Annotated in this window: 21 protein-coding genes; 6 read left to right on the forward strand and 15 right to left on the reverse strand. The window is 40.0% G+C overall.

From position 1 onward, the window contains the following. Positions 1-163: 163 nt before the first annotated feature. On the reverse strand, positions 164-475 hold the full coding sequence (locus FD725_RS11385; RefSeq protein WP_179048242.1) for an addiction module antidote protein: 312 nt from the start codon (positions 473-475) through the stop codon (positions 164-166). A 126-nt stretch (positions 476-601) separates the two neighbouring features. Here FD725_RS11385 and FD725_RS11390 point away from each other — a divergent pair, with 126 nt between their 5' ends. From FD725_RS11390 to FD725_RS11400, 3 genes are all read left to right on the forward strand, one after another. Continuing rightward, positions 602-763, forward strand: coding sequence for a hypothetical protein (locus FD725_RS11390; RefSeq protein WP_179048243.1), 162 nt, complete (start codon positions 602-604; stop codon positions 761-763). Positions 764-946: 183 nt separating this feature from the next. Beyond that, complete coding sequence (locus tag FD725_RS11395) at positions 947-2,686, forward strand: peptide ABC transporter substrate-binding protein (RefSeq protein WP_179048244.1); 1,740 nt, start codon at positions 947-949, stop codon at positions 2,684-2,686. 149 nt (positions 2,687-2,835) lie between these two features. Further along, positions 2,836-4,233, forward strand: coding sequence for an MFS transporter (locus FD725_RS11400; protein WP_179048245.1), 1,398 nt, complete (start codon positions 2,836-2,838; stop codon positions 4,231-4,233). Positions 4,234-4,324: 91 nt separating this feature from the next. Here FD725_RS11400 and accD read toward each other — a convergent pair whose 3' ends face one another. Next, on the reverse strand, positions 4,325-5,275 hold the full coding sequence (gene accD / locus FD725_RS11405) for an acetyl-CoA carboxylase, carboxyltransferase subunit beta (protein ID WP_179048246.1): 951 nt from the start codon (positions 5,273-5,275) through the stop codon (positions 4,325-4,327). Positions 5,276-5,810: 535 nt separating this feature from the next. Between accD and FD725_RS11410 the strand changes: the two genes are divergently transcribed. Then, positions 5,811-6,761: a MoxR family ATPase gene (locus FD725_RS11410; protein WP_179048247.1), complete on the forward strand. Its 951-nt coding sequence runs from the start codon at positions 5,811-5,813 to the stop codon at positions 6,759-6,761. Between the two features lie 124 nt (positions 6,762-6,885). Then, complete coding sequence (locus tag FD725_RS11415; RefSeq protein WP_179048248.1) at positions 6,886-8,196, forward strand: DUF58 domain-containing protein; 1,311 nt, start codon at positions 6,886-6,888, stop codon at positions 8,194-8,196. Between the two features lie 61 nt (positions 8,197-8,257). On the opposite strand, the gene FD725_RS11420 is transcribed toward FD725_RS11415, so the two are convergent. Together FD725_RS11420 and FD725_RS11425 are read right to left on the reverse strand one after the other, a co-directional pair. Next, positions 8,258-8,476 carry a toxin-antitoxin system HicB family antitoxin gene (locus tag FD725_RS11420; RefSeq protein ID WP_179048249.1) on the reverse strand — a complete coding sequence of 73 codons (219 nt, stop codon included), beginning with the start codon at positions 8,474-8,476 and terminating at the stop codon, positions 8,258-8,260. A gap of 4 nt (positions 8,477-8,480) precedes the next feature. Next, on the reverse strand, positions 8,481-8,903 hold the full coding sequence (locus FD725_RS11425; protein ID WP_179048250.1) for a putative toxin-antitoxin system toxin component, PIN family: 423 nt from the start codon (positions 8,901-8,903) through the stop codon (positions 8,481-8,483). A gap of 542 nt (positions 8,904-9,445) precedes the next feature. On the opposite strand from FD725_RS11425, the gene FD725_RS11430 reads away from it, so the two are divergent. Then, positions 9,446-10,009, forward strand: coding sequence for a pentapeptide repeat-containing protein (locus FD725_RS11430; RefSeq protein ID WP_179048251.1), 564 nt, complete (start codon positions 9,446-9,448; stop codon positions 10,007-10,009). Positions 10,010-10,206: 197 nt separating this feature from the next. On the opposite strand, the gene FD725_RS11435 is transcribed toward FD725_RS11430, so the two are convergent. From FD725_RS11435 to hepC, 11 genes are all read right to left on the reverse strand, one after another. Next, positions 10,207-10,539 carry a XisI protein gene (locus FD725_RS11435; RefSeq protein ID WP_179048252.1) on the reverse strand — a complete coding sequence of 111 codons (333 nt, stop codon included), beginning with the start codon at positions 10,537-10,539 and terminating at the stop codon, positions 10,207-10,209. An 86-nt stretch (positions 10,540-10,625) separates the two neighbouring features. After that, a complete protein-coding gene (locus FD725_RS11440) occupies positions 10,626-12,059 on the reverse strand; it encodes an O-antigen ligase domain-containing protein (protein ID WP_179048253.1) in 1,434 nt (477 codons plus the stop codon). Between the two features lie 127 nt (positions 12,060-12,186). After that, entirely contained in the window at positions 12,187-13,152 is a 966-nt protein-coding gene (locus FD725_RS11445) for a glycosyltransferase family 2 protein (RefSeq protein ID WP_179048254.1), read from the reverse strand. Further along, on the reverse strand, positions 13,070-14,272 hold the full coding sequence (locus tag FD725_RS11450) for a glycosyltransferase family 4 protein (protein ID WP_179048255.1): 1,203 nt from the start codon (positions 14,270-14,272) through the stop codon (positions 13,070-13,072). Before FD725_RS11450 ends, FD725_RS11445 begins: the two co-directional genes overlap by 83 nt. A gap of 85 nt (positions 14,273-14,357) precedes the next feature. Then, complete coding sequence (locus tag FD725_RS11455) at positions 14,358-15,356, reverse strand: glycosyltransferase family 2 protein (protein ID WP_179048256.1); 999 nt, start codon at positions 15,354-15,356, stop codon at positions 14,358-14,360. Between the two features lie 54 nt (positions 15,357-15,410). Continuing rightward, positions 15,411-16,409: a glycosyltransferase family 2 protein gene (locus tag FD725_RS11460; protein ID WP_179048257.1), complete on the reverse strand. Its 999-nt coding sequence runs from the start codon at positions 16,407-16,409 to the stop codon at positions 15,411-15,413. A gap of 78 nt (positions 16,410-16,487) precedes the next feature. Next, entirely contained in the window at positions 16,488-17,615 is a 1,128-nt protein-coding gene (locus FD725_RS11465; protein ID WP_179048258.1) for a glycosyltransferase family 4 protein, read from the reverse strand. A gap of 183 nt (positions 17,616-17,798) precedes the next feature. Next, positions 17,799-18,965 (reverse strand): glycosyltransferase family 4 protein, encoded by a 1,167-nt coding sequence (locus FD725_RS11470; protein WP_179048259.1) that lies wholly within the window; start codon positions 18,963-18,965, stop codon positions 17,799-17,801. A gap of 5 nt (positions 18,966-18,970) precedes the next feature. After that, entirely contained in the window at positions 18,971-20,407 is a 1,437-nt protein-coding gene (locus FD725_RS11475) for a glycosyltransferase (protein ID WP_179048260.1), read from the reverse strand. Positions 20,408-20,672: 265 nt separating this feature from the next. Continuing rightward, positions 20,673-22,523 (reverse strand): heterocyst formation ABC transporter subunit HepA, encoded by a 1,851-nt coding sequence (gene hepA, locus FD725_RS11480; RefSeq protein WP_179048261.1) that lies wholly within the window; start codon positions 22,521-22,523, stop codon positions 20,673-20,675. A gap of 220 nt (positions 22,524-22,743) precedes the next feature. Next, positions 22,744-23,424 carry a heterocyst development glycosyltransferase HepC gene (gene hepC / locus FD725_RS11485; RefSeq protein ID WP_179048262.1) on the reverse strand — a complete coding sequence of 227 codons (681 nt, stop codon included), beginning with the start codon at positions 23,422-23,424 and terminating at the stop codon, positions 22,744-22,746. Positions 23,425-24,084 lie beyond the last annotated feature (660 nt).

A 24,084-nucleotide genomic window follows, 5' to 3' on the forward strand; every position in this document is an offset into this window, starting at 1 on the left:
CTAGATTTTGACAATTGACTATTGATTATTGATCACCCTCACAAGTGTTTATTGGTTGGGTGAGTACGTCCTATATCTCTAAATTTATCTTGATTTAATCAAATAATTTGTTTCCAGTCATCAGTGTAGTATTGACGACAACTCTCTTAGCCGTTTTGAATTTTCAGCTGTGAATTGGTTGTACACTCAGGCGATAGCCGAGATGATGCAGAATCAAGCTGATGGTTCGTAGTTCTGGGTTGCCTTCTGGCGACAAGACGCGGTAAAGATTCTGGCGGTTCAAACCCGTTTTTTCTGCAAGGTGCGTCATCCCTTCCCGTGCTTCCACCACGTTCCGCAGCGCTTCCAGAAAAAACGCCAGATCCCCATCCTGTTCGTACTCTTCAAGGGCAACGTCCAGGTAAGCCTTTGCCATTTCCGGGTTCAGCATCTGCTCAAACACAATCTCGTCATGGTTTCTCAGTTTCTTGCTCATGAAATGTAGGTTATGAGTAAAAAAAAACGGGTTTGAACCCGTTGTTAATATAGCTTGAAAGTGGTAACACACCTTGGACTCTGGAAAATAGAAATAATAAAATTTAATTTTTTGCCAAGAACATAGATGATGTTAACAAAAATCACAGTAATTTACACTGTACTGAGTGTTTCACCTAGAGCATTCTTGGCGATCGCTTCAAACTTATCACACACAATTTGGCATCATCTGCCAAAATGCCAAAATCTCGACCATAAAAAAGGCAGGTTTCCACCCGCCCCAGGCTAACTATGAAAAACATCTTGGTAATTGTGGAAATATAACAAAGTGATTGCAGCATAAGTTGCCAAATTGGCTAAATGTATCTAATGAAGTAGACTAATTTACTGTAATAATTAATCACTGCTTGCAAAAGTAGCAGTATTATTTAATACCTATCTCAATCAGCAATAATTTTAGAAAAAACATCATATGATCATTTGTCATAAATTTTGTCAAGGTCAAATTTTAGCTTGGTCGTTGCTGAATATCCTGTTACTATCCGCTTGTACTGCTCCTAAAACCGAATCACCCACCACTTCTACACCAGCAGGTGCAACAGAGACTTTGCGACTGCTGTATTGGCAAGCACCCACCATTCTAAATCCTCATCTAGCGAGAGGAAACAAAGACTTTGAAGCTAGTCGCATCGTTTACGAACCCCTAGCCAGCTATGACAAAGACGGTAAATTCATCCTGATTCTGGCCGCAGAAATCCCGACTCAAGCAAATGGTGGTATAGCCAAAGATGGTAAATCAGTTACTTGGAAACTCAAGCCAGGGGTGAAATGGTCTGATGGTCAGCCTTTCACCGCTAAAGATGTAGTATTTACTTATCAATTTGTCGCCAATTCTCGTGTCGGTGCTACCACATTGGCTAATTATCAATCTATCAAAAATGTGGAAGCGATCGATGACTATACTGTTAAGATTAATTTCTTAAATCCTAACCCGGCTTGGTCACTACCTTTCGTCGGTTTAAATGGGGCAATTTTACCGCGTCATATCTTTGAGAAATATAACGGTAGCAACGCTAGGGAGGCTCCAGGGAATCTTGTCCCTGTGGGTACGGGTGCTTATCAAGTAGTAGAATTTAAACCTGGGGATACTGTCATTTATGCAGCTAATCCTTTGTTCCGCGAACCCAATAAACCATTCTTTAAGCGCATAGAACTTAAAGGTGGTGGCGATGCTACATCAGCCGCCAGGGCTGTGCTGCAAACTGGAGATGTAGATTTTGCTTGGAACCTGCAAGTAGAAGCGCCAATTCTTAAACAATTGGAAGGGGCAGGTAAAGGTAAATTAGATATTAGTTTTGGTTCTTTTGTGGAAAGGATTGATATTAATCATACTGATCCTAACAAACAAACAAAAGAAGGTGAGCGCTCTAGTATTGAGTTTCCCCATCCTTTTTTTCAAGATTTGTCAGTACGTCAGGCTTTTAACTATGCCATCGACAGAGATACAATTAATCAACAGTTATATGGCTCTACTGGTCGTCCTGTTGCCAATATCTTGGTAGCACCAGATATCTATAATTCACCCAACACTAAATACGAATTTAACCTCAAAAAAGCTACCGATTTATTAGAGCAAGCCGGATGGAGAGATACTAATGGTAACAGTATCCGGGATAAAAATGGGGTGGAAATGAATGTTATCTTACAGACTTCTGTCAACCCAGTACGACAAAAAACTCAGGAAATTATTAAGCAAGGACTAACATCTATTGGTGTGGGAGTAGAACTGAAAAGCATTGATGGGAGTATTTTCTTCTCTGGTGATCCCGCTAACCCTGATACCATTAGCCGCTTTCAAGCTGATTTAGAAATGTTTAGTACAGGCAGCTTTCACCCAGACCCCGGTGCTTATCTCAAAGGGTTCACCTGTGGTGAGATTGCCCAGAAAAAAAATAACTGGTCAAAATCTAATTATTCCCGGTATTGCAATCCTGAATATGATAAACTCTGGCAACAGTCCAATACAGAATTAAATCCAGAAAAACGTCGGCAGCTATTTATCCAGATGAATGATTTATTATTTAAAGATGTAGCTATTATTCCTCTAGTTGCTCGTGCTGATGTGAATGGGATTAGTAATAGGTTGATTGGTGTAAATTCAACTCCCTGGGATACAGATACTTGGAATATTCAAGATTGGCAACGTCAATAATTCAAAATTAACTACTGGGATTATTTCTTTAGGGTAATGCTAGAACACTATTGAGTAAGTAAAAATACGATTTGGTTGCTGTTAGTTGCAGTGATTTGTAGCAACTCAGGACTCAAGTTCTGACTACAAGCGATGCACTTCAATAAATTATGGATTTTGTTCCCATTGAAACTACGACTCCCCTGACTTCAGAAGTTATCCAAGTTACTCAGCCACAAACAACACTTATACCCACGACTAAATCTAGTATCCGCATTCCCAAGGATGTGATTCGTACTAGTTTGAGGGCCTCAACTGTAGATGCTGTGTTAGCAGCAGTTTTCTCTCTGGGGACTAGTGGGATTTTACTCAGTAATTTCCTGGTGGAGTTAGATGCTAGCCCCATATTGTTTGGGATGCTGTCTTCTATCCCCATGCTGGTAAATCTGATTCAGCCTTTGGGAGCTTACTTATCTGAGCGTACCACTAGCCGTTATCACTATTCCTTATCTACTTTTGGGATTGCTCGGCTATTGTGGTTAATTTTATTCATCGCTATTATTTTATTTAACTGGGGAAAAGTGAATTCCCAACAGTTAGAAATATTGACATTATTGATTATTTTATTCACCCATTTGTTAGGAGGAATGGGAAGTGCATCTTGGTTAAGCTGGCTAGCAATGATTGTTCCCCGACGCTTACGAGGTAGGTATTTTGGGTTACGCAATAGTGCAGCTAGTCTCACTAATTTAATTTGTGTACCTTTGGCAGGGTTACTTGTTTCTCAATGGTATGGTGGGACTATCCAAGGTTACGGTGTAGTACTTTTAATTAGTATTTTTTCGGGAATTTTGAGTTTAGGATGTCAGTATTTCAAAATAGATGTTAACCCACAATTGCAAAATGCTGTCGTCCAAAATTTGCCAACAGCAGAAACCGAAGCGAAAATTGCAGCTATACCTGTGCCAGATAATTCTGTTAGCAGTATTTGGAAAAATGCTAACTTTTTGATATTTTTAGCATATTTGGCTGTGTGGACACTGGCTGTAAACATTAGCGCACCTTTTTTTAACTTATATATGCTAGATACGCTCAATCTAGATGTCAGTTGGGTGACGCTTTATGGTAGTTTCCAAGCGGGTGCAAATTTACTGATGCTGATTGTGTGGGGCAAGTTAGCAGATAAGATTGGTAATCGATTTATTCTCATCGCTATCGGAATGTTGGTAGCTGCGACACCATTGCTGTGGTTAGGGATTGGTGTCAATCAGTTAGATATTTGGTTATGGTTGCCATTATTACATATCTTAACTGGTGGTACTTGGGCAGCTATTGATTTATGTAATAACAATATACAGATAGGCATTGCCCCAATAAAAAACCAGTCAATCTATTTTGCGATCGCCTCTGCTGTCGCCGGTTTCAGTGGTGCTTTAGGCACAACCATCGCCAGTATTATTGCCCAATTCTCTGAAGATGGCAGTTTGCTAGGATTATTCATTCTCTCTAGCATTTTACGCCTGTTAGCCCTGATTCCCTTGGTGTTTGTCCAAGAACCGGGGAAGTAAGGTATGGGAAGGGGACACGGGGACAAGGAGAAAATTCTTTATTATTCTTTCCCCCCATCTCCCCATCTCCCCATCTCCCCATCCCCACTTACTACTCAACAGCTGTGGAACTAAGACTCATCGTCTCCCACAGCACCATAGGGGGGGTGGTAGGGACTGGCTGATGGAGGGCAATGAGTTGGGATAGAGTATTCTTTAATTGGGTGCGGGGTACGATGTCATCGACAAAGCCGTGCTTAAGTAAGTCTTCAGCTGTTTGAAAATCGTCTGGTAGTTTTTCTCTGAGGGTTTGCTCAATCACTCGCCGACCAGCAAAACCAATAGTTGCTTTTGGCTCTGCCAAAATGATATCACCTAACATAGCGAAACTTGCCGTTACACCGCCTGTGGTGGGATTAGCCAAGATAGGAATGTAAAGTAATCTGGCATCGCGGTGACGTTCTAAAGCCGCAGAGATTTTGGCCATTTGCATCAGGGAAAGCATCCCTTCTTGCATTCTCGCGCCTCCAGAGGTGCAGACAATGACGACTGGGTAACGTCGCTGGGTTGCTTGTTCAATTAAGCGGGTGAGTTTTTCGCCCACGACTGAACCCATACTACCGCCCATGAAGCGGAAATCCATCACACCCAGGGCAATAGGTAAGCCGTTGATTTGCCCCAAACCTGTTTTTACTGCATCTAACAAGCCTAGTTTACTTTCCATTTCCCGCAAGCGATCGCTATATGGTTTGCGATCGCGAAATTGCAACGGATCTGTGGGGCGCAAATTCTCATCTAAGGCTTTCCAGGTGTTTTGATCTATCAATTGACGGATGCGCTCATCAGTATCTACTCGATTATGATGTCCACACTCAACACATACCATTTGATTAGCTGTTAGGTCTTTTGTATAGGTCAATACACCACACTTAGGACATTTGTGCCATAATCCATCAGCAATTTCCCGTTCTTGGCGTTCAGGATTGGAGACTCCCGCTTTACGCCGATTTGCAAACCAATCAAATAGAGACTTTAAACCGCGTGATTCTTCGTTGTTCGCCATTTTTATCTTATGGAAGTGGGTACGAGGTCGAAAACAGGTCAAGCCATAATGGGAAGTTAATTATCGCCAGTTATTGACTATTGATTTTAACCCTTGACTCTTGACTACATCGTCAAAATACGCTTATAAGCAATTCAGACATTATTTTGCATCTTTGGTTGCCAGCTTAACGAAAATACGGATACAAATACAAGTCTTTAGTACTCTGTCAATCCAAAAATGCCGGATGAAGATGGGGAGTAGGGAGTAGAGAGTGGACAGATTGTCAACAAGTACTTCTTTTTGAGAAGGTGATACCATTCATCAGTCGATATTACCAAAATGCCAAAAGTCAATGGGGTAATGAGCGCTACAGTCATAGAAAATCTGATTTGTTGTCAGTTGTCATTACTCAGATTTCTCACTTCTACTCACAGTACAGATCAATTTGTCATAAGTTATGCAAAGGTACACTAGACACTGAACTCACAAAAGCCATAATTAAAATTTGCTATGTCTGTTTGTGATTTGTGGGAATTATTTATAGATAAAAATTATGAGTGAAACCTATCCAGTCCTCATTCATCTTGGGGAAAAGCTAAACCAAATTATCGTCGGACAATCCCAACTCATACAACAGTTATTGGTCGCCTTACTGGCAGGCGGACATATAATTTTGGAAGGAGTACCGGGAACTGGTAAGACGCTGCTGGTAAAAGTCTTAGCACAGTTGATTCAAGCAGATTTTAGTCGAGTGCAACTGACACCAGATGTTTTACCCTCGGATATTACAGGAACAAATATTTTTGATTTAAATAGTCGCAGTTTCACGCTGAAAAAAGGCCCTGTCTTTACTGAAGTGTTACTCGCAGACGAAATTAACCGCACTCCACCAAAGACGCAAGCAGCGTTGCTAGAAGCAATGGAAGAGATGCAGGTAACGCTGGATGGGGAAAGTTTACCTTTACCAGATTTATTTTGGGTGATTGCCACGCAAAACCCACTAGAATTTGAGGGGACTTATCCTTTACCAGAAGCTCAGTTAGATCGGTTTTTATTCAAACTGGTAGTAGATTATCCCGATCAAGCTGCGGAAAAGCAGATGTTACTCAATCGTCAGGCGGGTTTTGCGGCTAGACGTTTGGACATTAGTCGTCTGCAACCAATAGCAACGGTAGCTGATATTTTACAAGCACGGCAAGCAGTCAAATCAGTCAAGGTTTCTGAAGCAATCATTGATTATTTACTAGCACTGGTGAGAACATCACGTCAGTATCCTGATTTGGCTTTGGGTGCGTCGCCACGGTCGGCGGGTGCTTGGTTGCAGACATCTCAAGCAGCAGCGTGGTTAACAGGACGAGATTTTGTCACTCCTGATGATGTCAAAGCTGTCGCATCACCTTTGTTACGTCATCGCTTAATTCTCAAACCAGAAGCGATGTTAGATGGTTTGCAAATGGATGCGGTGATTGCATCGGTGATGAATCAGGTTCCTGTACCAAGGTAGTTATTGGTCAATAGTCAATAGTCAATAGTCAATAGTCAATAGTCATTGGTCAATAGTCATTGGTCAATAGTAGTTATTTCAATACTCCCCCCATCTCCTTGTCCCCCCATCCCCCTTTCCCTTTATGGTTCCTGCGAAAAAGGTCTATTTATTGTTACTTTTGGGATTGGCGATCGCTCCCATCCTCTCATTGCTCATTGGTGTTACTTTTAGTATTGCTATCACTCTATTATTTGATATCGCCGTCTTGGGATTGATGGTGGTTGATGGTTGGCGAGTTCGTACTTTACGGGTGCAAGTTAGTCGTCAATTACCTTCACGATTATCGATTGGGCGGGATAATCCGGTGGTGTTGAATGTCACATCTGAGAAGACGAATGCTGTGATCCAAATTCGTGATGATTACCCAGTCGGGTTTGGTGTGTCTGTAACTGCACTTAATGCTACGATTGCGGCAAATACTACACAAGAATTAACTTATAGCGTCCAGCCAACACAGCGAGGGGAATTTGCTTGGGGGAATATCCAGGTAAGACAGTTAGGGCGTTGGGGTTTAGCTTGGAGTGATTGGCAGATACCTCAAAGTGTACAAGTGAAAGTTTATCCTGATTTATTGGGGTTGCGATCGCTCTCGATTCGGTTGACACTACAATCATCGGGTTCTATGCGACAATCACGACAATTGGGGATTGGTACAGAGTTTGCCGAACTGCGAAACTATCGCACTGGTGATGATTTACGGCTGATTGATTGGAAAGCGACGGCGCGGCGGGTGGGGATACCTTTAGTCAGGGTATTGGAACCAGAACAAGAACAAACTCTAATTATTTTATTAGATCGTGGTCGCTTAATGACTGCCAAAGTCAAAGGTTTGCAGAGATTTGATTGGGGTTTAAATGCTACTTTATCATTAGCATTGGCCGGATTGCATCGAGGCGATCGCGTGGGGGTCGGTGTATTTGATCGGTTAATGCAGACATGGATACCACCAGAACGAGGACAACATCATTTAAGTCAACTCATAGATCGTTTGACTCCCATTCAACCAGTATTACTAGAATCTGATTATTTAGGTGCAGTCACAAATGTCGTTCAACAGCAAACTCGTCGGGCGCTGGTGGTTGTCATTACCGACTTAGTTGATGTCACCGCTTCTACTGAACTCCTCGCCGCACTCACCAGATTAGCACCCCGCTATCTCCCGTTTTGTGTCACCTTAAGAGATCCCCAAGTAGACCAATTAGCACACACTTTTAGTCCAGACATAACTCAAACTTATCGCCGTGCAGTTGCTTTAGATTTACTAGCTCAAAGGCAAGTGGCTTTCGCTCAATTAAAACAAAAAGGTGTCTTGGTACTCGATGCACCAGCTAATCAAATTACAGATCAATTAGTAGAACGTTATTTACAGTTAAAAGCCCGTAATCAACTTTAAAAATACATAACTTCAGTTATACAACTCATTGTGGTAATTAATGCTACAAACTCTCCAATTCTTATTCTGTCAAATCGTCAAGTTTAGCCAATATTCTTAAACCTTCTTCTGGGTTTCCTGTAGCAGCCATTGCTTTAAATCTGGTGTTGGCATCAAATTCCGCTAAAGCGATGGTAGACAGTTCTTCAATTAGTTTATTAACACTGATGCCTCTAGTTTGAGCAAGTTCTTTTAATCTAGTATGCTTGTCGTCTGGTAAACGAATAGTTAAAGTACCCATTTAATTAACTCCTAATAATTTGTTCAGGTTTTAAGATTGATAAATTCGGAAACAGCAATTCCGCATTTTGGAAATCTTTGATGTTATTAGTGGCAATAATTTGAGCATTACCAGCAATAGCTAATTCAATTAAGTGATTGTCAGCTTCATCTTTCAAATTAGGTCGCCATAGGTAGTAAATATAAATCCATTGACTAACGCTCATAAATGAAGCAAGCAAACCAGAAATTTCTGTGGAAGTTAAAGGACATTTGGCAATAATTTCTGATCGCTGCATGACTGATTCATATTCAGAAAATAATGCGTTTCCCATCAAAGGCTGATATTCGCTCTTTAAACAGCGTCGAATTAGTTCCCTACTAGGTCCCTTCGAGCCGATAAGAGCGCTAATAAAAACGCTGGTATCGACTACAATTTTTATCGTCATTTGATAATGGTAGCATATACGCTGTCATAAACGCGATTCCTGCGGACAGCTTTCCTTCTCTACGAGAGGCTGCGCCAACGGAACGCTGCGCGAACGCTAACGCACTCTCAGAGGACGTTTGAAAAGTCTGTTTCTTTGTCATGTTGAATGCAGCGTAGCGGAATGAAACATCTCGGTATGTACCACAAAACCTAGATTCTTCCTGACGCTCCGCTACAGTCAGAATGACATTTTTATACCTACTGAAACTGTTCCAACACCCTCTCAAGCACTACCCAAAGAAGCGATCGCCTACTCAGTTTACAATCCCATGTATATCTTGGTGTTGGGTGACGCTACCGCTATGCCCAATCTACGCTAGTTTGAGTTTTTAGCCTTAACTGCACCGTATTGCTTTATATTTTGTTAATTTATATTTTTCCATAAATTGAATTTATCAATTTCAATAAAAATTTGAATTGCTTTTATCAATGGACTTGCTTTAAAGTAAAGCCATCGAACAATTTAGTCACGATTCTCAGCAGTAAATCCGTTAAATCACCATGAATAAATCAATTGCAAAAACATTAACTAACTGGCTTTTAACTACAGTATTTGTAGTACTTGTAGCGGTGTTTTCTCTAGTTGATCAACCAAGTGCTAGCGCTCAAATAGAGACACCATCCGTAACTACAGAAGTCACAACAGAACCTGTACCAACTCAAGTTACAACTACACCTGTCACCACACTACCCGCACCTGCACCAGTCATATCCGTAGCAGAGAACGTAAGACATTTATTAGCAACTAATGAATGTGTAGGATGTAATTTAATGGGTGCAACTCTCAAAGATATCAATCTGGCTGCTGCTAACCTAGAGAATGCAAACTTACAAAAAGTTGATTTAGAGAGAGCAAACTTACAAGGAACTAATCTGCAAGGCGCAAACTTACAAGGTGCAGATTTAGGTAAAGCTAACATTACAGGTGCAAATCTATCAGGTGCAAATCTCTTTGATGCTGATTTAGAAAAAGCAAATCTCACAGGTGCAAATATATTAGGTGCAAACTTACAAGGTGCAGATTTAGAAGGTGCAATTAGCCCACAAGGATTTAAGCTCCAATAATAGTTATGAAGGCTTTTTATGCCTACTTATTGTAGATTTTGTGTCATTAAAATATATCCCTGACTTCTTGGAAGACGGGGATTTTATTTTTCTGAATTTATTCAGCAACATATCTCTTGATTAAGATGCGATGAATCGCTTCTCTACAAATCGTTTGTCCTATTTTTTTTAAATAGGTATTATACCCAAGGGAAAACTTAAACAGATGCAAAATCAGTAAACTGTCGAACATAAGGTGATCTAAAACCCAAAACAATATCTGTTTTTGGTACACCTAACTCTACTAACTGATTAGCTATTCCTTCTTCTGTAAAATCTCGCTGAATCCAGATTTTACCATCCTTAATACTAATATGAATTGGACATCCATACACTCTTTCTTCATCATGCCATCCTGCATATAATAATAAATAGTGATGGCGTTCTGTATCAAAAACAATCTCAGTATTTTCTAAATCTGACTGGGGTTGCTCATGAACATATTTATAGATAATGCTTTTTACTAATTCTCGATAATCTAATGTTTCCATAAACAAAGCGTAACACACCGCATTACATTCATGCGAATATCAAATTATACTACAAGTGCAGGCGATCGCACTACCACCAATTACCATTAACTCATGCCTTGCTGCTTGTAGTATTTATGTGCTGCCATTGCCATTGCTAAAAATCCCCAGAGAATCATACCCATGACACTCAGCATTCCACTACTAATAATTAACTGAGCGCAAGCACTTAAACCAATAGCACGAGCAGCACTAACAAAACTATCAAAACGGGCTTCTGTATAACTACAAACACTGTAAATTAATAACAGTAATCCGCCTAAATATGGGATAGCACCAAGCCAACCCAAGGTGAAAAACATATCTAAAATGCCACTATCAACTACAAATACTTCGATTTTTCCAGTTTTTTCATCGACTTTCCAGATATTGCCCAAGCCGTTACCTAAAACATTGGTGAGAGCTAAACCTAAATTTCTGTCATAATTACCTGATCTATCTCGAAAACTAGTGTCTTCTTGCAGATTGGTAAAACTTTCCATCCTTTCTGCCACAATCCCAGAAATTGGTTCGATAGTTGTTAAAGGAACGACACATATTGCTATCATTAAAATAATAGCAATTAAGCGCATTTGGATCTTTGTTTTCACAGAAAAGAAAATCATTACAATCCCCATTAACCAGCCTCCCCAATTACTCCGGGCTTGGGTAAGTAGGAATGATAAATAACCAACAGCTGAAGCAGGGAAAGTTAAAAATCCTTGGCTCTTGGTGAACATTAATAACAAACCCGCTTGCAACACCGTTGCATAGGGGCCGACGGAGTGCATGGTACTCCAAACTCTCATGCCAAATGGTTCAGGACTACCAGAACTAGTGAATAAACCTGATTCAGTTAGCCAATAACGATCCCATTCTGGCGCTACGACAAATTGATAGACACCATAAGCACCTGTGAGTAAGACACACCAGAAAAATACACGCTGTATATTCTGGCGATAGCTGGGGTAATCTCGCCAATTAATAAATAAGTGAAAAGCAAAAATAATCGGACTTACCCAATCTAATAAACCCCGTGCGACAGGAACAGGTGTGTTGTAAATTAGCCCTACCAGGAAGGCATAGAACACACCTATTGCTGGCAAAATAAAAGATAAACCGCCCTGACGAGCTGCACTAGGGAAGTATTTAATAAAAGTAATAATACTGACAAAAGATACTAAATAAGGTGCGATTAGCATCTGTCGAGTGGGGTCCCAACCGACACGATAATCAACTAAGCGAGTTACAAAGGCTGATATAAACCAAATCCACCAGTTAAAGCCGATATACAGAATAGGATGACGGAAGTATAAAAAGATAGCGACTATTAAAGCGGCAGATGGATAAATTAGTCGGAGAAGACTAGCAGCACCGATAAAATAGCAGGCTACGGTGAGGAAGATAAAGCTGAGAATGACAATCCAACTTTGGAGCGATCGCTCTTTTGGCGAAAAGTTTTCTTTTAAAATGGTATTAAAAAGTATTGGATGAGAAAACATAATAATTCGTAATTCGTAATTAAGGAAGTTTAATTAAACATCTGTGAAAATGAATGTAGAGACGTTGCACTGCAACGTCTGTACAAGGATTTCGAGGAACACAGAATTAATTTTTACCAGATGTCTATTAGGTTGTCGCATCATTGTTAGGATATTCAAAATTTCCCAATTGCTCTTGAATTTTGAATTGTTTATATCCTTGCCAACGACCTTGTAAGGAAGCTAACAATTTGCGTGTTGCTAGTTGACCTTGGCTGGGGAGGAATCTTAGCCATTGGATCAAGCCGAAACAATCTCTTGTACCGATAAAGATTGCCCAAAAGCCAAATATCATCCGCCGGATTGTTGGCAGATGTTCTAATAAAATTAGAGTTTCGTTATGAACTAAATTTGTTAAGGCAATTTGATTAAAGTTGTGGCGCTGGTCTTCATCGAAACGTTGGGCTGGGTAATGATCTACTGCTATTTTGGGGTCATAAATTAGCTGCCAACCGGCTCGTTTTAAAGCTAAAGTGAATGCCATTTCAAAGTGTACTTGTGCCCCTGTGCCACGCATCCGTTCATCGAAGCGTAAGCCAGCGATCGCCTGAGTGCGAAAACTCATGTTCACACCTTTGAGAACATCGACTTGACGGGCTTCGCCTACACCTAAATGATGGTTGCCAATTACGCGCCCAAACCACTGTAATTTACCAACTACCAAACGGGATTCATCAAGTATTTTATTGCCTTGGTGAACCCAATCACGACCACCCACACCAGCAACTAGACTATCTATAAAATGTGCGTTAATCCGGGCTAACCAATCAGGGTGAGGGGCTGCGTCATCATCGGTAATCGAGACAATATCCCCTGTGACGGCTACCAGACCGGCGTTGAGGGCTGCGACTACTCCCGGTTGTGTCACCGTCACTGTTTGTAATGGCAGGTTGTTCGGCGCGAACTCTGCTAGAAAGTTCCAGGTTGCTGTATCCGTATCACGAACAACCACTATCACTTGATCAACTGGTTTAGTTTGCGTTTGTAGCGCCGAAAGGCAACGTGATAGATCGAGAGGACGGCGATAAGTCGGGATGAGAACTGTGTTTCTCATGGGGAATTAACTCCTCAAATAGATCCATATAGGTTTGTGCCATAGTTTGCCAGCTATGCTGTTCGGCTAAGGTACGGGCGGCTTTTCCCATTTGCTGCATGAGAAAGCGATCGCTAATTAACGATAACAACGCTGTGGCTAAAGCATCAGCATCATCTGAGTCGGGTAAAACAATGCCACATTCCGGTGTCACTAACTCTGCACCCCCGGTGGCAGTGGCAGTAATCACGGGTAGCCCTGATGAGAGTGCTTCTAACAATACCAAGGTACAAGCCTCGTATCGGGAAGGAAAGACAAATAAATTTACCGCCCGCATAATATCAGCGACATCACGGCGATAACCGAGAAAATGGACGCGGTTTGTCAACCCCAAGGAAGCGGCTAGTTGGGGGAACGGGCTACCCTCTGGTTTCCCTACCACCGCCAGATGTAAATCAGGAACTTTAACTAAGGCGTGTAATACCGTGTCTAAGTTCTTGCGGGGTGTGCGGATGTCGCCAGCAAACAACGCCAAGGGAACATTTTCTGGTAAACCCAATTTTTCGCGGTTAGCCACACCAGGAGCAAATTCTTGTAAATCCACACCGTTGACAATTACCCGAATTCGGGAACGGGGAACGCCTATATTCACTAATTCCTCAGCAACTTTCTCCGATACAGCCACGACAACTTTTGCTTGTTGAAAAGCTTGTTTTTCCCAACGTGCATTTAAAGCCGTGTACAACCACTGATAAAAACCATAAAAGTCTCGACGGATGCGGGAAACATGAACAGGCGATCGCAACCACGAACTATGGACAAAATGCACAGCATTCACATCAGCTGCAACATTTGTAATTGCCCCATTAATTTTTAATAAATCAAAATCACCGCGATTCTCTCGCAACCATTTAGCACTTTTTTCAGCAAAGATAAAGTTACGAAGAAATTCCGTAGGATAGTTGTCAACAGGAATTTTAATCCAATTGACCAAACTATTTTGCTCTAATTCAGGAGCAATTTCACTAGCTAATAATGTGAGGTGATAACCACGACGGATTGCTTCTTGAGCCACTTCATAATTGACTCGTCCTTGACCATCACCTTTTTTCAGTTTATGGGTAACAATACAGATTTTCATAAGATTTAATCATCAGGTAAATCAAAAGAGTAAAGATAATAATTAATAACCAATGACCAATGACTAATGACCAATGACTAATGACTCATTTCACTCCCAACAATGGATTCGCTAAAGTCCTGGGAATCAAACTGAGAGTTAATGCTACTAAAGTGCGGAGATTAAATTTTTGTTGCATCAACGCTTGCCAAAGATAAGGACGTGCTGCTACTGTTTGTTGATTACGTAGCAGACCGATTCCTAATGTTGTATGAGCTGCTAAATACTGTTTTTGAAAGTGAGAATGAAAGTCCTGTAAACGAATATCTTTGAGAAAAATTTGGTAGCAGAATATTTCGCTTTCAGCTTTGCGGATTTTGGCTTGAGCATCCTTACTGCCACTCATTTTAGTATCAGTTTGCTCGTGTTCACGATAGCGGGTTAACTTTTCGGGATAGTAGTAAGCACCGAAACCAGATATACAACAAAGATAAGTTAAATATAAATCCCACATTCCGCCTATTTGTGTGGGAATATTATCCCAATTAATCACATGATTGCGAATTACACAAGCTGCGGCGGTGGGGATGCTTTTGTCAATTAAACCAATTTTAATGAAATTTTCGTAAATGCCTTGTGTTAATTGATCTCGTTTGTAAGCTTTGGTATTTTCTGCTGTTTTTTCATCATTAATATTGCCTTGACCATCAATAATATATTGGTCACAAAAAGCTATAATTAAATTAGAGTCTGCTTCCAGATGTGGGATTAACTTTGCTAAAAAATCCTCATGCCACATATCATCATCGTGGAGACTAGCAACGTATTTACCCCGTGCCATTTTGAAGGCATGAATTTGATTAGGCAACATTCCCATATTTTCTGGTTGTCGCCAAAACTTGATTCGGGAGTCTTGGAAAGATGCAGCGATCGCCTGGGGATTTTCCGGGCTACAATTATCGGAAACAATGATTTCAATATTTTGATAAGTTTGTTGGACAGCAGAGGCGATCGCTTGCTTTAAATACTCTGGTCGATTATATGTGGGAATGATTACGCTTACCAGAGGTGTGTCTGATTTATGGTCATGATATATTTGCGACATAGGACTTATTTTTGAATTTATGACGACCTTTTTAGCTCCATTCAGGATTGAGTCTTATTTTAAAAAAGCTCTAAGATTAGCAGCAGTATGACTATATAATTGAGACAAAATATCCAATGTTGTACTAGTTACTAGAGATGGTTTAGAAATTTGATAATCAGGAATATCACTCATGTTTTGTGATTTAGCATATTGACGGCAAGATTCCCAGTCAAATTTCCAGATATCTTCTGTCCAAAAACGACTTACACCATATTTATTAAAGTAACGCAAAACTTCAAAATCGTAGTGATAATATTTTTGTTTGGTAATGGTTTGCATATCAATTCCTTGAGCTTCCCAATCACCAAACCACTCATGAACAGAAGTTTCTACTTTGCCAAGTTTCAAATAATCTTGTTTTGAGCTATAACGTGAACGTCTAGCAATAGGATTCCCAACTCCCAAGACATTTTCGATGACACTATACATCCGGATTTTGGAAGCGTGTGCATCTAAACGGGTGACAGCGTAGTGTAAAATCTTCACATCATGAATATGCAGCCTTGTAGCATATTCAGGTACAGGAATTCTCACACTATGAATAGATTGGGGTTTATGTTCTGCACCATCATCAACATAAGCTAAAGGTGTGAGAATACCCGTTCTAATACATTGATTGGTAGTGACAAATAAATCTGGTTTTTCAAAATATACTACTGTCCCTGGTTTGGCATTGAGCATTGTTTGCCAACTCTGGGTTTTAGTTGCATTAGCTGCTAATATTTCATCAGCATCTAAAGCTAAAAGAATTTTGTGTTCGGGGATTAAATCTCTAGCTGTGCGGATTAATAATAATTGTCGTTCTGCTTCGTTAAATTTCTCTGATTTATTTTCAATCAGGATAACTTTGGGATATTTTTTACAAATCTCTTGACTACCATCAGTAGAATTTTGATCAGCAATAATAATGTAATCCGCAAATTGACTAGTCACTGCTAAAAAGCGGTCTAAAATCCATGCTTCATTTTTGACAGGAGTAATAACGACAATTTTGGGTATGTTGTTTTCCATTGTTAATTTTGGTATATTAAGTTGCTTAGTAAATACTTAAACCTTTTCTATGTTTATTTGAGAGAGGTAAAACTCTCACTACAAACTATGAAAATTAGCAATCGTTAAGTCGTAAATTTTCTCTAGTTGTTTCACATGAGCATTCATGGTAAATTCTTCCTGGAACCAAGCATGACCTTGTTCACCCATCAATCTTGTTTGTTGATAGTTTCCTGCTAGTTCATTAATAGCTACAGCTAGTTTTTGAATATCATGGGGTGGGACTAAAATACCTGTTTCCCCATCTCGCAAATGTTCGGGAATACCACCAGTTGCACTAGCAATGACAGCACGATAACGTGCATATGCTTCCAGGGTGACAAGTCCCGCAGGTTCAGGCCAAAGACTCGGAAAAACTACTGCAAAACACTGTTGATAAAGCGCTTCGAGTTTTTCACCATTACACCAACCATGCCAAGTAATGCGATCGCTCAACCCCATTTTTTGCGCTAAAGTTTCCATACTAGGCTTACCCCAACCATCCCCAGCAATATCTAGATGGATAGATGAATCGATGTGAGCTAAAGCTTTAATTAACCATTCAATGCCTTTATAAGGTACAATCCGACCAGCAAACAAAATTCGCTGTTTTTGGTGGATTTCTTGGCTCAAGGGTGCAGTATGGCTCTTAGGTGGTTGTACAGCACAGCGCAGAGTGAATACTCTCTCAGGTGCTAAACCGCTATTAATAATTTCCTGGCGGACATAATCACTATTAGCAATGACGGGAATGCGGAGTTTTTTCAGCGTCTCTAAAGGATGGTAAGCATTCCACCAATCTTGGTAAACATTTTGTGGACGACGACTACCACAACCATCGACTAAATGACCCCAAGCACATATTAAAGGATTCATAGTGCGATCGCATACTCTACCTCTATCGGCTAAATATTTCGTACCACTAGGACAGTAGCTAGAGTGATTATGCAGTGTAAAGATGGCTGGACATTCTTCCCGCAGATAGATTAATATGTCTGGGTCATGGAGATGCAACAATTTAAATTGACTTTGATCCACATCTTTAAGGGATTTAATAGTGCGGCTACTCACACCAGGAATGTGTGATTGTACTAAAGAAGCCACATAAGTTTCAATACCACCACCACCTCTGATATCAGCCAGAGAACAGTGATAAATCATTTTTTGATCAATAACTGAACTATTCATAATTCGTAATACCGCTACGCGGAAGCAAGCTACGTAATTCGTAATACCCTACGGGATTTTGCTATGTAAGACCCTATTTATAAAGAATGTAGAAACCCAACACCTCAAAGTCTTGTAATTGTTGGGTTTCACTCCGTTCAACCCAACCTACGAATCTACTACAAGTTACCCAATACCTAATACCTAATACCCATTACCCATTACAAATATTTGATTTAAAGTTTCTTGATAGCGTTCTGAGGTTTGTTGTTCGGCTGTGATTCTAGCAGCTTTACCCATAGCAATTCTAGTTGTTTCATTGTCTGCTAGAAAGGTGAGTTTTTGGGCGATCGCTTCAGGATCTCTAGGCGGTACAATAAAACCATTCACCCCATTTTCCACAACATCGGCTGCACCACATTGAGAAGTGACAATTACAGGTAATCCACAAGCCATTGCTTCTAATGCGACTAAGCCAAAACCATCTTCCACAGAGGGTAAAACTAGTACTGAAGATTTCCCAAATACTTGTGTAGGATCAGCACTACTAAAATCCCAGAATTCCTGTTTAATGTTGGAGTGTTGGTTTAAAGTCTTTTCCATAAAAATCCGCAAGGCGCGGGTAGAAGTTCCCCCAACTACTAACAACTCTGAGTTAGAAATATTCGCTTGAGTAAAACCATTTACCAAATATGGTAAACCTTTACGCGGTTCAATTGTCCCTACATAAAGTACACGAAAAACATTATCAGTTTTAGCAGTAGGATAAAATCTATTTGTATCGATAAACGGCGATAGTACAGCTACCTTTTCTGAAGCAAATCCAGCCTTAATAAAGGTTTGTTTGGCAACTTCTGAAAGGACAACAATTAAATCCGCCTGCTGACACTCCCTAGAAAAACGTTGCAACATGATAGGACTCATCGTCGCCACTGTAGGGTCAGCCAGATATTTTAACTCTTGCTTAATTTGTTTCTGCATGAATGGCAAATAACTATTTAAGCAATACAACCAAGCCTTAGCACCTCTAGCTTTAGCTGTTTGAAAACCTAAATGAGTTTGCCCAGCCACACCCATAATTAAATCACAAGAATGGGATTTTAATTGTCTACTTACCTGGCGATCAAAATGTAAATCACTTAACAAAACAGCTAAATCATTCCGCCGACGTAATAGGGGAGTAGCTAGCAATCTTCTACTCAATTCCGAATAGCCTAAAGGATAAACTGGAAAATCAGCTTGTGGTTTTTTGACACCAGAGCAAAACACAGTTAAATCAGCTAATTTACTTAAACCAACGGCTGCATTTGCTAGACAAACTCCTTGTCCTCCTGTACCTAAACCTGTGTTACAAGTAAGAGTAATTTTCATCACCTTTATTTAGCATTAATTGTTCGAGAGCGAACCGTATCAAAGATTTTTAAATAATCTTGAACTAGGTTGATATAACTCAGTTCTGATTGGAGATGCTGACGATTAAATCTCAGAGGTGAACCAGCAAATTTTGCCGATGCTACGGTAGCAATTACTTTATTCATCGCTTCTATATCTGTTGGTTCTACTAACCAAACTCCAGGTTTATCTTGTAAATAATCCCAGTTTTCACCTTTAGGAACTGCTGCTAAAATTGGTCTATCCGTCATTAAATATTCATAGGTTTTACAAGAAATACGTCCTCCAGAAGTACCATCAGGACGATTCGGTAAGGTAATAAATAATAGGTCTGCTTGTCTAGCTAATTGGATAGCTTGAAAATGAGGTAAAGTACCTGAGACTGAAACTACATCTTGGAGATTTTGGTTTTCTAAAACTCTCTGCACTACAAATTCTGGGAAACTGTTACCATATACTTTTAGCTGAATTTTGGCGTTCCACTCCGGATATTTAGCTAAAACTTCTTGGATAGCATGACCAGCAAAAACCGGACTAGAACTGCGAGTGTCAATTGTTGTTCGATGGTAATACCCTAATTCCATCCAAGCTTTATAAAGTTTTTTCGCCAGAGTTTTTTCTTCCGGACGGTGATAAAATTCATACCAGCCATTCATACCGCCAGTATAAATAATCTCAAAATTTCTATCAGTAACTAGAGTGGAAATAGGGTGAGAAAAATCAGCAGGATCAGCACCACAACGAACTAAATGTAATTTTGATTGTTGTCTATAAGGCTGTCGGTTTTTAACTATATCTAAATTAAATTGAGAGACATAAACCACCGCATCCGCTTGACGGACATAAAAATCTTCTAGCCAATGTTCCAGATGATGATGCAACCAACTAGCAGAAGATGAGTGCATATCAGTACAACTCAGTGAGTCATCCAAACTCAAAACTAGAGGTAAACCAGTTAACCATTTGAGAACAATTCCCACCAAACCTGCTGAATATGGCATCATCATCACAAAAATAGCATCAGGGCGCTGTTTTTGAATAATTCGATAGCCTTTAATAATGGCAGGTAGTACCCAAAAAATATCTGGATCTGGCCAAATTAACAATGTTAATAACTTCTCTAATCTGAGCCGACCTATTAAGTCAATTAAGAATTTAGGATACAGATTTTTAGCGTAACTAATGCTAGCTTCTTCGCTCAAATCAGCATTTTTAGTGCCAGTCAAGACATTTAATTTCCAAGTTTTCTCAAACTCTCCTAATAGTTTCTTAGCTCTGTTAGCAATTGGTGTTTTTAATGGTGGTAAATCGTGAGTTATACAAAATAATGTTGGCTTAGATTGTGATTTAGATACAGTATTTGATTGATGATTAACTGTATGATGGTTCTGGAACAGTAAACTCTTGATAACGCTAGCCATGACGATTGTAATTATTACCTAGAACAAAAATATTGAGAATGTTGAGTGTTGTACAGACGCGATTAATCCTGTCTAATGACTAAGAGGGTGTTTGAAAAGTTTAAGTAGGTATAAAAATGTCATTCTGACTGGAGCGGAGCGTAAGGAAGAATCTAGGTTTTGTAGCACATACCGAGATGTTTCATTCCGCTACGCTGCATTCAACATGACAAAGAAACAGACTTTTCAAACGTCCTCTAATGACTAATGACTAATGACTATTGCCTTAATCTGCCTGTGTAGTTTCGTACTGCATTTGGTGATACTTCCAAAGCTTACCTTTTTGCTCTAAAAGTTCTTGATAGTTACCTTGTTCAACTATCCTTCCTTGTTCGAGAACTACAACTTTATCAGCCTTAGCAATAGTAGAAAGACGGTGAGCGATCGCAATTACAGTCCTACCCGCCGATAGCTTTTCTAATGACTCTTGAATTAAGCGCTCAGATACAGAATCTAAAGCACTAGTTGCTTCATCCAAAATCAAAATTTCTGGGTTACGTAACAAAGCACGAGCAATTGCTAAACGTTGTCTTTGTCCCCCTGATAACCTTACACCCCTATCACCTAGTTGGGTGTCAAATCCTTCCGACATTTCTAAAATAAATTCCAGCGCATTTGCTAGTTCAGCCGCTTCTTTGATTGCTGCTGGCGTTGCTTCTGGTGTACCGTAAGCAATGTTTTTCCAAACAGAAGTGTTAAAGATAAATGTGTCTTGACTCACAACAGCAATTTTGCGGCGGAGAGAATTAACATCAAACTTTTTCACATCAATTCCATCTAAATAAACATAGCCTTCATTCGCATCATGAAATCGGGGAATTAAATCAGCAAGTGTGGTTTTACCAGCACCAGAAGCTCCCACAAGCGCAGTCATTTTACCCTTATCAATAGTCAGAGTAATATTGTGCAGAATTAAATTATCAGCAGTGTAACCAAAATCTACAGATACTAAATCAATTGACCTTTTTAAACCTGTAAATTTAATGATGCCATTTTGGAAGTAAGGCTTATCATCTGTTTTCAGCAGATTTTTGATATTATCCGCCGAACCATGTAAGCTACTTAAAAATGCCCTAGTACCATTAATATCTTGAATAAATGGTACAAGCCGGAACAAAACAAAGAAAAATGTCAATAGAGATGCAACTTGCAACGTCCCATTGACCACAAAGTTAGTAAATGCCAGGATAATCATCCCGATCAAAACTGTCGTTGCTATCGCCTCAGCAATGGGTTTTACCATTGTCCAAGTCAATATAACCTTAGTAGAAGAACTAACTACTTGATTACTCGCTTTGTAATAGCGATCGCGCTCAAATTCCTGTGTCCCAAAAGCATGGACTGTGCGAATTCCATTAATAAATTCTACGGCTGTAGATGTAAAATTCCCATTAGCAACCGACATCCCAAAACTAGTTTCTCGCACCCTGGCATTGAGATTAGATAACCCCACACCCAAGAGTGTAAATAAAAGTGTAGAAATGATAGTCAATTGCCACGACATAACAAACATAGAGATAACATAAACAATGGCTGTCATCCCTCTAGTTAACAAAAAAGCTGACCCACTAAAACCCTGTCGAATTCTTTCAATTTCTGTGGTAATAGTATTAATCAGTTCACCAGAGCGCGTCTTAGCAAAATAACTAAGTTGAAATGATTGTAATTGCTCAAAGATGCGTTTCCGCAGGCGATCGCCTAAATGAAGTTGCGCTAATTCAGTGTAAACTTGAGCAAAATAATTAAAAGTAGCTCTTAACCAAGTACTCAGTAAAATCAGCCCCGATATCCGATATAAACGATGAACTGCTGATGACTTAGCACCCAAAACCCAAATATCAAACCACTCTATGCCTGTTTGTACAGGTTGAGCATCAGGACTAGTTAAACTTTGCAAAAAAGATAGTAAAAACCCAATACTCACACCTTCAAATGTCGCCGCCAGAAAGGAAAATACCAAAGCGAGAATTGTGATTTTCCGAAAATATTTTAACTCTCGTACTATCAAATAATTATTTTTCCAAAAGCTAGTAGCTCTAAATAAATTAGGAATAACTCTAGTTAATTGTAAATTCATGGATATTTCTAACAATAATTGGGAAGAGAGAGAGTGAGGGAGTGAGGGAGTGCTGTTAGCGGAAGCGGGGCGTTCAGCCCGTGCTGTTAGCGGAAGCGGGGCGATGCAGCCCGTGCTGAGTGATGAGTGGAAGTCGGAAGTCTGAGAGTACTGACTAACGACTAACGACTGATGACTAATGACTATTGACTAATGACTAATGACTATTGACTATTGACTCTTACCCATTACCTTCCAAACTAAATCTGACAACTTCTTCTAGAGTCCAAGAACGATATCTCATCAAACTCATGTCACCCTGTAGTACATTCCACAATTGAGGGAGATTATCTAGGCTAGATTTTCGTAGCCAACGCTCTAAAAGTGTGATGTTGTAATAACTGGTGGTGCGAAACTTGATTGCTGGAAATAATCTTCCTCGTTCTCCCACACGCCACTCATAGGTAAAAACAGGTGCGGGTGAGTCACTTCGCATCAACATAGCTAAAACCAAAATTGCTGGACTCATAAATAGCAAGAATACGAAAGCAATTACCCAGTCCATTAGTCGCCACAACCAATTCCAGGGTTGCTTGCTGACTTTAGATAGTTGAGAGCCAGGGGGTGTGTGGAGGAAGATTGGCTTACCAGCTTGTTTACAGGCTTCAGCCCAGAACTCTAACACAGATTCCCCCAATTTGGCATCTATACTCACCAAATTAACCGGGGAATTTTGCAAGCACTTGGCTAATAATTGCTCATTGTCCAAAGAAGGTATAGGTGGCTGTTTGACTTTTTTCGGCAATCTTACCAACAACTGACCCCGTCGCCACTGGAGGGTGTATTGTGAGGAGCGATGAATTGCTTGCTGGGGAGTCGCTGCGGCGTAATTTTCAATAGGTGAAATTATTGTGCTTGTCATAATGTCTTTGGATTTATACAAAGTAAATCGCTGAGGTGATATCAAAGGCTATCAATGCCAAAGACCTTGATGGGAGTAAAGTTGGAGATACTTGCGATACAGTGGGAGCAGGGGAGGCAGGGGAGCAGGGGAGAATAATTAATTACTACTTATTACTCATGACTCAGCACTCAGCACTCACTACTCACTACTCATTACTCTTTCAAACAGAGAAAAATTTGCCCAACAGGAAGCCTTTCTTGAGATGCTAAGTTTACCTGTTTACTTATAAGATGAACCGATGAAAACTAGTCCACAATTGTCTTTGAGACATTGGAGGTGAATTTCCATCTCTAGGATATAAGAGTCTGTAGGAATGACTATGTAATGACGCTCACTCTTTATTTATTCTTTAAATAGCCAGCAATTTTTGCCGTTAATTATAAAGCTAGGATAAATATACTTAATTATCAGCGATCGCCACAAGTTAAATTATGACGCGAAAAAAGTTTATCTAAGACATTAATATTTTAGCAATAACGATATGTGCGATCGCACCTGTTGAGAGGCGATCGCACAACCAAAAACTATGATTAAAGAAGTCGCAAGTACAGTTAAATCCCTACATCCCTAACCCGGATTTCTCACGAAATTTATCAAACCGAAGTCCAGAGGCTGTAG

Source organism: Nostoc sp. TCL26-01 (assembly GCF_013393945.1).
Taxonomy (GTDB): Bacteria; Cyanobacteriota; Cyanobacteriia; order Cyanobacteriales; family Nostocaceae; genus Trichormus.

Bases quoted from the DNA above. Each gene is read 5' to 3' on its own strand.
- FD725_RS11385 (WP_179048242.1), bottom strand. From the start codon at position 475: ATGAGCAAGAAACTGAGAAACCATGACGAGATTGTGTTTGAGCAGATG.
- FD725_RS11390 (WP_179048243.1), top strand. From the start codon at position 602: ATGATGTTAACAAAAATCACAGTAATTTACACTGTACTGAGTGTTTCA.
- FD725_RS11395 (WP_179048244.1), top strand. From the start codon at position 947: ATGATCATTTGTCATAAATTTTGTCAAGGTCAAATTTTAGCTTGGTCG.
- FD725_RS11400 (WP_179048245.1), top strand. From the start codon at position 2,836: ATGGATTTTGTTCCCATTGAAACTACGACTCCCCTGACTTCAGAAGTT.
- accD (WP_179048246.1), bottom strand. From the start codon at position 5,275: ATGGCGAACAACGAAGAATCACGCGGTTTAAAGTCTCTATTTGATTGG.
- FD725_RS11410 (WP_179048247.1), top strand. From the start codon at position 5,811: ATGAGTGAAACCTATCCAGTCCTCATTCATCTTGGGGAAAAGCTAAAC.
- FD725_RS11415 (WP_179048248.1), top strand. From the start codon at position 6,886: ATGGTTCCTGCGAAAAAGGTCTATTTATTGTTACTTTTGGGATTGGCG.
- FD725_RS11420 (WP_179048249.1), bottom strand. From the start codon at position 8,476: ATGGGTACTTTAACTATTCGTTTACCAGACGACAAGCATACTAGATTA.
- FD725_RS11425 (WP_179048250.1), bottom strand. From the start codon at position 8,903: ATGACGATAAAAATTGTAGTCGATACCAGCGTTTTTATTAGCGCTCTT.
- FD725_RS11430 (WP_179048251.1), top strand. From the start codon at position 9,446: ATGAATAAATCAATTGCAAAAACATTAACTAACTGGCTTTTAACTACA.
- FD725_RS11435 (WP_179048252.1), bottom strand. From the start codon at position 10,539: ATGGAAACATTAGATTATCGAGAATTAGTAAAAAGCATTATCTATAAA.
- FD725_RS11440 (WP_179048253.1), bottom strand. From the start codon at position 12,059: ATGTTTTCTCATCCAATACTTTTTAATACCATTTTAAAAGAAAACTTT.
- FD725_RS11445 (WP_179048254.1), bottom strand. From the start codon at position 13,152: ATGAGAAACACAGTTCTCATCCCGACTTATCGCCGTCCTCTCGATCTA.
- FD725_RS11450 (WP_179048255.1), bottom strand. From the start codon at position 14,272: ATGAAAATCTGTATTGTTACCCATAAACTGAAAAAAGGTGATGGTCAA.
- FD725_RS11455 (WP_179048256.1), bottom strand. From the start codon at position 15,356: ATGTCGCAAATATATCATGACCATAAATCAGACACACCTCTGGTAAGC.
- FD725_RS11460 (WP_179048257.1), bottom strand. From the start codon at position 16,409: ATGGAAAACAACATACCCAAAATTGTCGTTATTACTCCTGTCAAAAAT.
- FD725_RS11465 (WP_179048258.1), bottom strand. From the start codon at position 17,615: ATGAATAGTTCAGTTATTGATCAAAAAATGATTTATCACTGTTCTCTG.
- FD725_RS11470 (WP_179048259.1), bottom strand. From the start codon at position 18,965: ATGAAAATTACTCTTACTTGTAACACAGGTTTAGGTACAGGAGGACAA.
- FD725_RS11475 (WP_179048260.1), bottom strand. From the start codon at position 20,407: ATGGCTAGCGTTATCAAGAGTTTACTGTTCCAGAACCATCATACAGTT.
- hepA (WP_179048261.1), bottom strand. From the start codon at position 22,523: ATGAATTTACAATTAACTAGAGTTATTCCTAATTTATTTAGAGCTACT.
- hepC (WP_179048262.1), bottom strand. From the start codon at position 23,424: ATGACAAGCACAATAATTTCACCTATTGAAAATTACGCCGCAGCGACT.